The organism is Krasilnikovia sp. MM14-A1004 (assembly GCF_047159485.1).
GTDB lineage: Bacteria > Actinomycetota > Actinomycetes > Mycobacteriales > Micromonosporaceae > Actinoplanes.
Genome location: NZ_AP038773.1, coordinates 4805095 through 4817370 on the forward strand (window position 1 = coordinate 4805095; position 12276 = coordinate 4817370).

Annotated in this window: 14 protein-coding genes; 4 read left to right on the plus strand and 10 right to left on the minus strand. The window is 72.5% G+C overall.

Annotated elements, in window-relative coordinates; genetic code table 11:
• Positions 1–37 precede the first annotated feature (37 nt).
• The 4 genes from pgl (at position 38) to ACMCNN_RS20490 (ending at position 3741) form a co-directional block, all read left to right on the plus strand.
• Entirely contained in the window at positions 38–808 is a 771-nt protein-coding gene (pgl, locus tag ACMCNN_RS20475; protein WP_412742130.1) for a 6-phosphogluconolactonase, read from the plus strand.
• Between the two features lie 38 nt (positions 809–846).
• Positions 847–1461: a hypothetical protein gene (locus tag ACMCNN_RS20480; protein ID WP_412742131.1), complete on the plus strand. Its 615-nt coding sequence runs from the start codon at positions 847–849 to the stop codon at positions 1459–1461.
• A 73-nt stretch (positions 1462–1534) separates the two neighbouring features.
• Positions 1535–1963, plus strand: coding sequence for a MarR family winged helix-turn-helix transcriptional regulator (locus ACMCNN_RS20485; protein ID WP_412742132.1), 429 nt, complete (start codon positions 1535–1537; stop codon positions 1961–1963).
• Positions 1964–1977: 14 nt separating this feature from the next.
• Positions 1978–3741 (plus strand): MFS transporter, encoded by a 1764-nt coding sequence (locus tag ACMCNN_RS20490; RefSeq protein ID WP_412742133.1) that lies wholly within the window; start codon positions 1978–1980, stop codon positions 3739–3741.
• A gap of 55 nt (positions 3742–3796) precedes the next feature.
• On the opposite strand, the gene ACMCNN_RS20495 is transcribed toward ACMCNN_RS20490, so the two are convergent.
• From ACMCNN_RS20495 to rapZ, 10 genes are all read right to left on the minus strand, one after another.
• Positions 3797–4069 (minus strand): flagellar biosynthetic protein FliQ, encoded by a 273-nt coding sequence (locus ACMCNN_RS20495; protein WP_412742134.1) that lies wholly within the window; start codon positions 4067–4069, stop codon positions 3797–3799.
• Positions 4070–4201: 132 nt separating this feature from the next.
• Positions 4202–4624: a VOC family protein gene (locus tag ACMCNN_RS20500; protein WP_412742135.1), complete on the minus strand. Its 423-nt coding sequence runs from the start codon at positions 4622–4624 to the stop codon at positions 4202–4204.
• An 80-nt stretch (positions 4625–4704) separates the two neighbouring features.
• Entirely contained in the window at positions 4705–5046 is a 342-nt protein-coding gene (locus ACMCNN_RS20505) for an RNA polymerase-binding protein RbpA (RefSeq protein WP_412742136.1), read from the minus strand.
• Between the two features lie 175 nt (positions 5047–5221).
• A complete protein-coding gene (gene secG, locus ACMCNN_RS20510) occupies positions 5222–5479 on the minus strand; it encodes a preprotein translocase subunit SecG (protein WP_130511596.1) in 258 nt (85 codons plus the stop codon).
• Positions 5480–5593: 114 nt separating this feature from the next.
• Entirely contained in the window at positions 5594–6382 is a 789-nt protein-coding gene (tpiA, locus tag ACMCNN_RS20515) for a triose-phosphate isomerase (RefSeq protein WP_412742137.1), read from the minus strand.
• A gap of 55 nt (positions 6383–6437) precedes the next feature.
• Positions 6438–7637 (minus strand): phosphoglycerate kinase, encoded by a 1200-nt coding sequence (locus tag ACMCNN_RS20520; RefSeq protein ID WP_412742138.1) that lies wholly within the window; start codon positions 7635–7637, stop codon positions 6438–6440.
• Positions 7638–7648: 11 nt separating this feature from the next.
• The gene (gene gap, locus ACMCNN_RS20525; RefSeq protein ID WP_412742139.1) at positions 7649–8647 is read right to left on the minus strand and encodes a type I glyceraldehyde-3-phosphate dehydrogenase; all 999 of its coding nucleotides are present in this window, start codon (positions 8645–8647) and stop codon (positions 7649–7651) included.
• A 403-nt stretch (positions 8648–9050) separates the two neighbouring features.
• Positions 9051–10031 (minus strand): DNA-binding protein WhiA, encoded by a 981-nt coding sequence (gene whiA, locus ACMCNN_RS20530; RefSeq protein WP_130511592.1) that lies wholly within the window; start codon positions 10029–10031, stop codon positions 9051–9053.
• Between the two features lie 59 nt (positions 10032–10090).
• Positions 10091–11299, minus strand: a complete 1209-nt coding sequence (locus tag ACMCNN_RS20535) for a 2-phospho-L-lactate transferase CofD family protein (protein ID WP_412747224.1) — start codon at positions 11297–11299, stop codon at positions 10091–10093.
• A 62-nt stretch (positions 11300–11361) separates the two neighbouring features.
• Positions 11362–12261 (minus strand): RNase adapter RapZ, encoded by a 900-nt coding sequence (gene rapZ / locus ACMCNN_RS20540; RefSeq protein WP_412747225.1) that lies wholly within the window; start codon positions 12259–12261, stop codon positions 11362–11364.
• Positions 12262–12276: the final 15 nt, after the last annotated feature.

Genomic DNA, 12276 nt, shown 5'->3' on the forward strand with positions numbered 1-12276 from the left:
CGGCTCGCCGCGCGGCCCCGTGATGACAAGGGAGAACATGAGCGAGACCGTTGTGGTGGTCGTCCCCGACGCCGACATCCTGGCGTCGGCCGTGGCGGCGCGGCTGGTTGTGAAGATCATCGACGCGCAGGCCGAGCGTGGCTGGGCCAGCATCGTGCTGACCGGCGGCCGGGTCGCCGCGAAGGTGCTGCGCGCGGTGCGGGACCTTCCCGCCGCGGACGCGATCGAGTGGACGCACGTCGACCTGTGGTGGGGCGACGAGCGGTTCCTGCCCGGCGGCGACCCGGAGCGCAACGAGACCCAGGCCCGCGCGGCCCTGCTGGACGCCCTGCCGCTGGACCCGGCCCGGGTGCACGCGATGCCCGCCTCCGACGGCCCGGACGGCGACGACGCGGCCGCGGCGGCCGCCCGGTACGCCCGTGAGCTGGCCGCCGCCGCCCAGCCGGGCAGCTCCGAACTGCCGCACTTCGACGTGCTCATGCTCGGCGTCGGCGAGGACGGCCACGTGGCGTCGATCTTCCCGGAGCACCCGGTTTACCACGCCATCGGCACGACGGCGCCGGTGCACAACAGCCCGAAGCCGCCGCCGACCCGGATCACGCTGACCCTGCCGACGATCCAGAGCGCCGAGGAGGTGTGGCTGGTCGCCGCCGGGCCGGACAAGGCGGCGGCGGTCGGCATGGCGATCAGCGGGGCGGGGCCCAAGCAGTTGCCCGCGGCCGGGGCCACCGGCACCGACCGTACGTTGTGGCTGCTGGACCGCGCCGCCGCGACGAACGTCCCGTCCAAGCTGCGCAGCCTGCGCTGAGCTCGCGGACCCTGCCGCCCGCGGCGCCGCTGGCGCACGTGTACTGGATCGGCGGGGGCAGCGGCGCGGGCAAGTCGACGGTCGCCCGGCGCCTGGCGGACGAGCACGGCCTGCGGCTGTACGCCACCGACGACGCCATGGCCGAGCACGCCCGGCGCAGCCCCGCACCGGACAGCCCGGCCCTGGCGGAGTTCCTGGCGATGGACATGGACGAGCGGTGGGTGCGGCGCAGCCCGGAGACGATGCTGGCGACGTTCCACTGGTTCCGGGGCGAGGGCTTCGACCTGATCGTCGACGACCTGCTGCGCCTGCCGCCGGGGCCGGGGGTGCTCGTCGAGGGATTCCGGCTGCTGCCGGACCTGGTACTGCCGTGGGCCGCGCCCGGTCAGGCGGTGTGGTTGCTGCCCACGCCGGGCTTCCGCCGCGCGGCCTTCGACAGCCGTGGCTCGACGTGGCAGATCGCGGATCGCACGAGCGATCCGCCGAGAGCGCTGCACAACCTGATGGAACGCGACCGCATGTTCACCGATCGCCTCCGCGCGCAGACGCGCAGCCTGGGCCTGCCCGTCATCGACGTCGACCCGACGCTGAGCGAACGTGACCTGGTCAGCCGGGTCGGCCGGGCGCTCGGGCTCGGCCCGCCGCCCTCGTGAGCGCCGCTGGCCCGTCGGCGGCGCGGCGTGGATCACATAACGCAGTTGTATAAGCCAGTGATATAAATCAGGCATGTCCGAGGTCACCGACGGCGCGCTCGTCGCGTCCGTGTTCGAGCGGCTGTACGAGGCGCTGCACCGCCTCACCCCGCGCGACGGCCTGAGCCTCACCGCCGCCTCGACGCTGCGCCGCCTGCAGCGGTGCGGCCCGCACCGGCTCTGTGCCCTGCACGTCGCCGAGGGCGTCACCCAGCCGGCCATGACGCAACTCGTCACCCGGCTCGAACGCGACGGCCTCGCCACCCGCGGCACCGACCCTGCCGACCGGCGCGTCGTGGTCGTGACGATCACCGACGCGGGCCGCGCCTTCGTGGCGGACCGCCGGGCCCGCTACGCCGCCGCGCTCGCCGACGTACTCGACGGAATGGCCGCCCCCGACCGGGCGGCGATCCTGGCCACCCTGCCCGCGATGGAACGGCTGGCGGAGGTCATCGCCGAATGAGGAAGGGTGCGCGCGTGTATTCCGCGGATCATCCGCACTACAAGTGGGTGGCGTTGTCGAACACGACGCTCGGCACCCTGCTGGCCACGATCAACGCGTCCATCGTGCTGATCTCCCTGCCGGCGATCTTCAAAGGGGTCGAGCTGAACCCGTTGGAGCCCGGCAACGTGTCCTACCTGCTGTGGATGCTCATGGGCTACATGCTCGTGACCGCGGTGCTGGTTGTCACGCTCGGCCGGCTCGGCGACATGTACGGCCGCGTCAAGATCTACAACGCCGGGTTCGCCCTCTTCACGCTGACCTCGGTCGTGCTGGCGCTGGACCCGTTCACGGGCGGCGGCGGCGCGATGTGGCTGATCGGCTGGCGCGTGGTGCAGGCCATCGGCGGCGCCATGCTCATGGCCAACTCGGCGGCCATCATCACCGACGCATTCGACGTACGGCAGCGCGGCATGGCGCTGGGCGTCAACATCGTCTCCGCACTCGCCGGGTCGTTCATCGGCCTGGTCGCGGGCGGCGTGCTGGCCGAGTGGGACTGGCGGTCTGTGTTCTGGGTCAACATCCCGCTCGGCGTGCTCGGCACGGTGTGGGCGTACCGGTCGCTGCACGACACCGGGGAGCGGCGCCACGGGCGCATCGACTGGTGGGGCAACGCGACGTTCGCGGTCGGGCTGACCGCGGTGCTGGCCGCCATCACGTACGGGATCCAGCCGTACGGCGGGCACACCATGGGCTGGACCAACCCCTGGGTCGTCGCGGGTCTGGCCGGCGGCGCCGTGGTGCTGGCCGCGTTCGTGGTCGTCGAGAAGCGGGTGGCCGAGCCGATGTTCCCGCTCGCCCTGTTCCGCAACACGGCCTTCACCAGCGGCAACGCCGCCAGCCTGCTGGCCGCGGTGGCCCGCGGCGGCCTGCAGTTCATGCTCATCATCTGGTTGCAGGGCATCTGGCTGCCGCTGCACGGCTACTCGTACGAGTCGACGCCGTTGTGGGCCGGCATCTATCTGCTGCCCATGACGATCGGGTTCCTGCTGGCCGGGCCGCTGTCCGGGTACCTGTCGGACCGCTTCGGGGCGCGCCCGTTCGCGGCCGGTGGCCTGCTGGTGATGGGTGCGTCGTTCCTGGGCCTGCTGCTGCTGCCCGGCGACTTCTCCTACCCGGTCTTCGCTGCCCTGATCTTCGTGAACGGGTTGGGCGGCGGGCTGTTCTCCGCGCCGAACACCGCACTGGTCATGTCCAGCGTGCCCGCGACCATGCGGGGCGCCGCCTCCGGCATGCGGGCCACGTTCATGAACGCGGGCCAGGTGCTCTCGATCGGGGTCTTCTTCTCGCTCATGGTGGCGGGTCTGGCGGACTCCCTGCCGGCAACGCTGGGCTCCGGCCTCACCGCGCAGGGGGTGCCCGCGGCGACCGCGGCGCGGGTGGCCGAGCTGCCGCCGGTGGGCACGCTGTTCGCGGCGTTCCTGGGCTACAACCCGATCGCGGAGCTGCTCGGCCCGCAGGTGCTCGGTGCCCTGCCGTCGGCGAACGCGGCCACACTCACCGGTCTTGCGTTCTTCCCCCGGCTCATCGCGACGCCGTTCCACCACGGTCTGGTGATCGTGTTCTGGCTGGCCGCCGCGATGGCGGTGGTCGGTGCGATCGCCTCGCTGCCGCGCGGACGCCGTCCCGCGCGGACGCCCGCGCCGCGCACGGCCGGGCCCGGTGGCTCGCCGGACGCCGATGCCGTCGACACCGCCGGGGTGGGGGCGTCCACGGGCCGGGCGGGCGATTCGGGCTGAGCTCGGCCTTCCGGGCGGGCAGGCCGGGCGCCGTGCGCGCTCGGACCGCTCCCCGTCAGGCAGCGAGGAGCTGCGGCACCTTCTCGAACAGCTGAGTGGTGAAGGTGACCATCTCGTGCAGCATCCAGTTGCCGCTGATGAGCAGCGCCACCCCGACCCCGGCCGCCTTGGGCACGAAGGACAGGGTCGCCTCCTGGATCTGGGTCACGGACTGGAACAGCGAGATCGCGAAGCCGATCAGCAGCGCGGTCAACAGGATCGGCGCGGCCATCTTGGTGGCGATGGTCAGTGCCTGCATGGCCAGCTCAACGATCATCGTGTCGGTCATGCCATCCCGTTCGGGCGCGGACCGGGGGCGAAAAGCGCGGATCGGGCGCACGCGGGTTGCCGTTGGGTTCGCCCCGCCCGATCCCTCAAGTGGGACCGCACCGCCCGGGTCCGGCCGCGCCCGTGCGGAGCCTCAGGCGCTCGCGGACCCGCCCCGCGACGAGATCTGCTGCACCGCCCAGGCGTTGCCGTCCGGGTCGCTGAAGAACACGAACCCGACGTTGTCGAGCGGGTCCGGCACGGGGAACGGGTTCTCCCCCAGCACCTGGACCTCCGTGCACTCGACGCCGCGCTCGACCAGCTCGGCGTGCGCCCGCCGGATGTCCGCCACAACCAGCTGCAGGCCCTTCAGCGAGCCCGGCGGCATCTGCGGCACCACCTCGTTGCCGATGACGATCGAGCAGCCGGAGCCGGGCGGGGTCAGCTGCACCATCCGCGCCGTCTCACCGAACCGGGTGTCATGGTCGACCACGAAGCCCAGCCGATCCGCGTAGAACGCCTTCGCCCGGTCCAGGTCCGCGACCGGCACGATGACGACTTCCAGGGTCCAGTCCACCCGGTCATGATGCCACCGGGCGCGCCGTGTCGCGCCGCACGGCACGCGGGGGCTGCCGGGCTACGGGCGCCGCGCGCCGGTCACTCTCCGCGGCGCTGACGCACCTTCGCGAGGGCCTCGGCGAGGATCGCCTCGCCGTCGGCGTCCGAGCGGCGCTCTTTCACGTACGCGAGATGCGACTTGTACGGCTCGACCCGGCTACGGCCCGGCGGGTTCTGCCGGTCCAGGCCCGCGGGCTGCCCGCAGCGGGGGCAGTCCCAGGTCTCCGGCGAAGGAGCCTCGGCGGCGAAGCGCACCTCGACCCGGTGGCCCATGGCGCACCAGTAGGTGACCTCGCGCCGGGGGGCGGGCTCGCTGCGCTCGTCCGGGCGCATCGGGCTGGAGCCGACGCGGCTGCCGCGGATCGCACTGCCACTGGACACGGAAGACTCCTGTCTCGAGGGGCGTCGTGTCATCGCCGCCGGAGCGGCGGGAGATCCCCCGTTACGGGACCCCGAGGAAAGAACCGCGCGGCCCGGACGAAACCGGACCGCGCGGCAGAGTCTACGACTCCCGGGCGAATGGGAGAAGTATCGACGGAAAAGCCGACCGTGTCGGTCAGCCGCCGGACTGGGTGACCCGCAGCCACAGGCCCAGGCCCACGATGCAGGCGAACCAGACGATGCCCACCAGCACGGTGTAGCGGTCGAGGTTCTTCTCCGCGACGCTGGAGCCGGCCAGGCTGGAGGTGACGCCGCCACCGAACATGCTCGACATGCCGCCGCCCTTACCGCGGTGCAGCAGGATCAGCAGGGTCAGCAGGATGCTGGTGATGAACAGCAACACGATCAACGTGTACGTGAACGCGATCGGCATGGTCGGTCGTTCCTCTCGACGGGCACAGCAGCGCCCCAACAATAGCGGTCACGCCCGCGCCCGGCCGCCCCGGGGACGGCCGGGCGTGAACGCCACGAACAGCCCAGCTACGGGCTAACGGCCCACGTGCTCGGAGAACCGGCAGATCCCGACGAATTCGTCCGCGTCCAGGCTCGCACCGCCGACGAGCGCGCCGTCGACGTCGGGCTGCGCCATGATCGCGGCGGCGTTGGCGGCCTTGACCGAGCCGCCGTACTGGATCCGGACCGCCTCGCCGACCTCGGCCCCGTGGCGCTCGGTCAGCCGCGCCCGGATCGCGCCGCAGACCTCCTGCGCGTCCTCCGGGGTCGCGGTCTTGCCGGTGCCGATCGCCCACACCGGCTCGTACGCGATGACGGTCTGCTTGACCTGCTCGGCCTTGAGCCCGTCCAGGCCCGCGTCGACCTGGGCGAGCACGTGCGACACCTGGTCGCCGGCCTCCCGGATCTCCAGGCCCTCCCCCACGCAGAAGATCGGCGTCAGCTCCGCCGCGAACGCCGCCTTGATCTTCGCGTTGACCAGGGCGTCGTCCTCGTTGTGGTACTGCCGGCGCTCGGAGTGCCCGATCACCGCGTACGTGCAGCCCAGCTTCGCCAGCATGCCGCCGGAGATCTCCCCGGTGTACGCGCCGCCGGTGTGCGGGGAGACGTCCTGCGCGCCGTACCCGAGCTGCAGTTTGTCGCCGTCGATCGCGGTCTGCACGCTGCGCAGGTCCGTGAACGGCGGCAGCACGACGACCTCGACCTCGGCGAGCGTCTGCTCGGGCAGACCGGCCGCGAGCTTCTGCACCAGGAGGATGGCCTCCAGGTGGTTGAGGTTCATCTTCCAGTTGCCGGCGATGATCGGCCGACGGGTTTCGCTCACAGACTGCCCCTCCTGGTCATGCTCTCCGGGCCCTCGCTGCGCTCGGTGCAGTCGATCATGACGCCTCCAGGGCCGCGACGCCGGGCAGGGTCTTGCCCTCCAGGTACTCCAGGGAGGCGCCGCCGCCCGTGGAGATGTGCCCGAAGGCGGTCTCGTCCAGGCCGAGGGTGCGCACGGCCGCGGCCGAGTCGCCGCCGCCGACCACAGAGAACCCGTCGATCTTGGTGATGGCCTCGGCCACCCCGCGGGTGCCCGGGGCGAACGGGGCCAGCTCGAACACGCCCATCGGGCCGTTCCAGAACAGCGTCTTCGCGCCGCCGATCGCGTCGGCGAACAGGGCCACCGACTCCGGGCCGATGTCCAGGCCGAGCCGGTCCGCCGGGATCTGCGAGGCCGGCACGGTGACGTGGTCGGCGTCGGCGGAGAACTCCGTCGCGGCCACCACGTCGACCGGCAGCACGATCCGGCCCTGCGCCTGCTCCAGCAGGTCGGCGCAGGTCTGCACCATGTCCTCTTCGAGCAGCGACTTGCCGACCTCGTGGCCCTGGGCCTTGAGGAACGTGAAGCACATGCCGCCGCCCACGAGCAGCTTGTCGACCTTGGGCAGCAGCGCCTGGATGACCGCCAGCTTGTCGGAGACCTTCGAGCCGCCGAGCACCACCACGTACGGCTGCTCCGGGCTCTCGGTGACCTTCTTGAGCACCTCGACCTCGCGCAGCACCAGGCCGCCCGCGTAGTGCGGCAGCCGGGCGGGCACGTCGTACACAGAGGCGTGCTTGCGGTGCACCGCGCCGAACGCGTCGTCGACGTACGCGTCGGCGAACGCGGCCAGCTGGTCGGCGAACGCGCCGCGCTCGGCGTCGTCCTTGCTGGTCTCGCCCGCGTTGAACCGCAGGTTCTCCAGCAGCAGCACCTGACCGTCGGTCAGCGCGGCGGCCTTGCCCTGCGCGTCCGCGCCGACCGTGTCGGACGCGAACACCACGGCCGAGCCGAGCAGCTCACCGAGGCGCGCCGCGACCGGCGCGAGCGTGAACTTGGGGTCGGGCGCGCCCTTGGGGCGGCCCAGGTGCGAGCACACCACGACGCGGGCACCCGCGTCGCGCAGCGCGACCAGGGTCGGCAGCACCGCGCGGATGCGGCCGTCGTCGCTGATCGTGCCCGGATTGGATTTCTCGAAGGGGACGTTCAGGTCGGCGCGCACGAGTACGCGCCGACCCGAGACACCCTCGCCGAGCAGGTCGTCGAGAGTCTTCACGCTGTCGTCCCTCAGGCGCCGACGAGCTTGACCAGGTCGACCAGGCGGTTCGAGTAGCCCCACTCGTTGTCGTACCAGCCGACGACCTTGACCTGGTTGCCGATCACCTTGGTGAGGCCCGCGTCGAAGATGCACGACGCCGGGTCGGTGACGATGTCCGCCGACACGATCGGGTCCTCGGTGTACGTCAGGAAGCCGCGCAGCGGGCCCTCGGCGGCCGCCTTGACCGCGGCGTTGACCTCGTCCACCGAGGTCTCGCGGGACGCGGTGAAGGTCAGGTCGGTGGCCGAGCCGGTCGGGATCGGCACGCGCAGCGCGAAACCGTCCAGCTTGCCCTTCAGCTCCGGCATGACCAGGCCGATCGCCTTGGCGGCACCGGTCGAGGTCGGCACGATGTTCAGCGCGGCGGCGCGGGCCCGACGCAGGTCCTTGTGCGGGCCGTCCTGCAGGTTCTGGTCCTGCGTGTACGCGTGGATCGTGGTCATCAGACCCTTCTCGATCCCGACCGCGTCGTGCAGCGCCTTGGCCATCGGGGCCAGGCAGTTGGTGGTGCAGGAGGCGTTGGAGATGACCGTGTGCTTCGCGGCGTCGTAGAGGTTGTCGTTGACGCCCATCACGATCGTGATGTCCTCGTTCTTGGCGGGCGCCGAGATGATGACCTTCTTCGCGCCGTTGTCCGCGTGCACCTTGGCCTTGGTGGCGTCGGTGAAGAAGCCGGTCGACTCGATGACCACGTCGGCGCCGACGTCCGACCACTTCAGGTTGGCCGGGTCACGGTCCGCGAACGCCTTGAACGTCTTGCCGCCCACGGTGATCTCGTCGGCGGTGGCCTTCACCTCGTGCGGCAGGCGGCCGAGGATCGAGTCGTACTTGAGCAGGTGGGCGAGGGTCGCGTTGTCGGTCAGGTCGTTGACACCGACGATCTCGATGTCGGCGCCGGAGGCGAGAACCGCCCGGAAGAAGTTGCGGCCGATACGGCCGAAGCCGTTGATGCCAACCCGGATGGTCACAGGTGGATCTCCTCGTTTCGGTCCGCCGGCGATGCGACCGGCGGAGGACTGTGTGCCGACCATTGCTTCGCGGGCCGGCTGTGTGGTCCCGGCCGCCGCGCCTTACGGAGGATCCCCGCCGCCGCACGGGCGGCGGCACGGCGCGGTCGGCCCTGCTGCCGGCACCGTCGCCGTCTCCCAGACCCTATCGGAGGAACGTACGGCGCATGTCGGCGGGGCGCGACCTTATCGTTACTTCAGGTCCACAGGCCCATCGCGGCGCCGCGCACGATCGAGGTCCGCGAATACCCGCACTGAGCGGCGCAGAAGCGGCCGGCCCGGCGGCCTGGAATGGTTCCCGCGCTGCGCCGGGGCTGGAGCGTGACATACGGGTCTTCACGCCCGCTCTGCCCGGCCACCAGGGTCAGCAAGCCATCATCTCCGGGGTGACGGCGGCCTCGGTGTCCGGGATGCCCAGATCGCGGGCGCGCTTGTCGGCCAGCGCCAGCAGCCGGCGGATCCGCCCGGCGATCGCGTCCTTGGTCAGCGGCGGGTCGGCCAGCGCGCCCAGTTCCTCCAGCGACGCCTGCCGGTGCTCCAGGCGCAGCCGCCCGGCGGAGGTGAGGTGGTTCGGTGCCTCGTCGGCCAGGATCTCCAGGGCGCGGGTGACCCGGGCGGCCGCGGCCACGGCGGCGCGGGCCGAGCGGCGCAGGTTCGCGTCGTCAAAGTTGGCCAGCCGGTTGGCGGTGGCGCGGACCTCGCGGCGGACCCGCCGTTCCTCCCAGGCCAGCACGCTGGCGTGCGCGCCGATGCGGGTCAGCAGGGCGGCGATCGCGTCGCCGTCCTTGATCACGACCCGGTCCACGCCGCGTACCTCGCGCTCCTTGGCGGTGATGCCGATGCGCCGGGCGGCGCCGCGCAGCGCCAGCGCGGCCTCCGGGCCGGGGCAGGTGATCTCCAGGGCGCTGGAACGGCCCGGCTCGGTGAGCGAGCCGTGCGCCATGAACGCGCCGCGCCAGGCGGCGACGGCGCAGCACACGTTCGCGGACACGACATGCGGCGGCAACCCGCGTACGGGACGCCCGCGCACGTCCAGCAGTCCGGTCTGGCGGGCCAGCGCCTCGCCGTCCTTCACGATGCGCACGATGTAGTGGCTGCCCTTGCGCAGGCCGCCGGAGGCCAGCACGTGCACCTCGCTGGGGTAGCCGTACACGTCGGCGATCTCCCGGCGCAGCCGCCGGGCCACCGCCCCCGTGTCGAGCTCGGCCTCCACCACGACGCGGCCCGAGACGATGTGCAGGCCACCCGCGAAGCGCAGCAGGGCCGCCATCTCCGCTCGCCGACAGCACGGCTTGGGCACGTCGACCCGGCTCAGCTCATCCTTCACCGCTGCCGTCATCGCCATCGTCGTCGTCACCTCGCGCGCCGGATCATGAACTATGTGTGGCCGTGGTCGTCTGATGCTTAACGAGCGGCACCCAGGACAGGCACCAGTGCAACGCCCAACGACTCAGGATCATGCCTGGGGCTGCCGTCCGCAACGGCGACGGGGGCCAGGACCAGCCGCGCCCCCAACGCCTGCGCCGCGTGATGCACCGGTTCCGGCTCGCCCACCCACCGGGCGTCCGCCAGCACGGCGTCGACGTGCAGGCCGGGCAGATACCAGTGCAGAGCGGCCAGGTGGTCGGCGGCCGACAGGCCGAGCGTCTCGATGTCCGCCGCCAGGTTCAGAGTCACCAGCCGCCGGGCCGGACTCTTCATGATCGCCTCGGCGAGCTGCGGCACCAGCAGGTGCGGCAGCACGCTGGTGTACCAGCTGCCCGGGCCGAAGATCAGCCAGTCCGCCTCGGCGACCGCGGCCAGGGCGGACGGGCAGGCGGGCGGCGCGGGCGGCATCAGGCGTACGGCCTCGACGTGCCCCGGGGTCACCGCGACCGCGTGCTGGCCGCGGACCGTGACCATCTCGTCGGGCTTGTGCGGATCGACGCCGCGCACGTCCGCCTCGATGCCCACAGCGTGCAGGGCCATCGGCAGGACCCGGCCCCGCGCCCCCACGAGCCGGCCGACGTGCTCCAAAGCCGCGATCGGGTCACCGAGCAGCTCCATGAGGCCGACCAGCAGCAGATTGCCCACGGCGTGCCCGGCCAGGGGATCGCGACGGTCGACCACGCCGGTGATCCGCCGGTCGGAGGGGGCGTTCCCCAGGCCCGCCGGAATCTTCGCGGCACCGCGCTCCGGACCCGCGCCCCCGGCACCGCGCTCCGGCCCGGCGCCGCCAGCACCGCGCTCCGGCCCGGCGCCGCCAGCACCGCGCTCCGGACCCGCGCCCCCGGCACCGGGCTCCCGGCCCGCACCGCCCGGTTCCGGGCCGGCGCTCTTGGCGCCGGGTCCCGAACCCATGCCGGGGTGGGTGGACGCGGGTGCGCCGGACCGCTCGTCGCCGCCCCGGTCGAGGTGACCGCTGACGGCGAAGCGGTACTGCAGCAGCTCCGCGGTGCCCTGGTGGAACGGGTCGTCGTCGGCCAGCGCCGCGAGGGCCTGACGCAGGTCGCCCGGCGGCAGCGAGTCCCGCTCGGCGCGCAGCCGGCCGCTGGAGCCGCCGTCGTCGCCGACCGTGACCACGGCGGTGATGTCCAGATCCAGCGCGGGCGCGGTGTGGCGCAACCCGCGCAGCGAAGCGGCGAGGCCGTGGCCGCCGCCGAACGCGACGACCTTGAGGCGGCGGGGGCCCTCCGTCACTCCCGCCCCAGGTCGCGGTGGGAGGCGAGCGCGGACAGGCGAAGGTCGCGCAGCCGCGAGGTCAGCTCCTCGGCGAGGGCGACACTGCGGTGTTTGCCGCCGGTGCAGCCCACCGCGACGGTGAGGTACCGCTTGCCCTCCCGCTCGAAGCCCGGTGCGGTCGCGGCGATCAGCGACGCGTACGTGCGGACGAATTCGCCCGCGCCGTCCTGGCCCAGCACGTACCCGCTGACCGCCTCCTCCAGTCCGGTGTGCTCGCGCAGCTCGGGCACCCAGAACGGATTCGGCAGGAACCGGGCGTCCATGACGTAGTCGGCGTCCGGGGGAAGGCCGTACTTGAAGCCGAAGGAGAGCACCGTGATCCGCAGCTTGCGGGCGTCCTCGCCGCCGAACAGCTCCTCGACCCGGCGGCGCAGCTGGTTGACGTTGAGGTGGCTGGTGTCGATGATCACGTCGGCCTGCTCGCGGGCCTCCTCGAGCAGCTTGCGTTCCGCGGCGATGCCGTCGGCCAGCCGCCCGTCGCCCTGCAGCGGGTGCGAGCGGCGCACGCTCTCGAACCGCCGGATCAGCACCTCGTCGTCGGCGTCCACGAAGACGACCCGCGGGTGGAAGCCGCGGTCCTTGAGTGCGCGGACCGCGCCGCCCAGGTCGGTCGAGAACGCCCGGCTGCGCACGTCCAGCACCATCGCTGTACGCCGGGCCGCGCCGCCGGCCTCGAACGCCAGCTGGGCCATGTCGAGCATGAGCGCCTGGGGCAGGTTGTCGACGACGTAGAAACCGACGTTCTCCAGCGCGCGGGCGACGGTGCTGCGGCCGCCGCCGGACAGCCCGGTCACCACGACCAGGTCGGTGCCGGCCTCGTCGGGGCCCGGCTCCTCCGGAGCGAACTCCGGCATGGACTCACTCACGCA

Coding starts and splice junctions, on each gene's coding strand:
- pgl (WP_412742130.1), top strand. CDS start 38: ATGAGCGAGACCGTTGTGGTGGTCGTCCCCGACGCCGACATCCTGGCG.
- ACMCNN_RS20485 (WP_412742132.1), top strand. CDS start 1,535: ATGTCCGAGGTCACCGACGGCGCGCTCGTCGCGTCCGTGTTCGAGCGG.
- ACMCNN_RS20495 (WP_412742134.1), bottom strand. CDS start 4,069: ATGACCGACACGATGATCGTTGAGCTGGCCATGCAGGCACTGACCATC.
- secG (WP_130511596.1), bottom strand. CDS start 5,479: ATGCCGATCGCGTTCACGTACACGTTGATCGTGTTGCTGTTCATCACC.
- whiA (WP_130511592.1), bottom strand. CDS start 10,031: ATGGCGATGACGGCAGCGGTGAAGGATGAGCTGAGCCGGGTCGACGTG.
- rapZ (WP_412747225.1), bottom strand. CDS start 12,261: ATGCCGGAGTTCGCTCCGGAGGAGCCGGGCCCCGACGAGGCCGGCACC.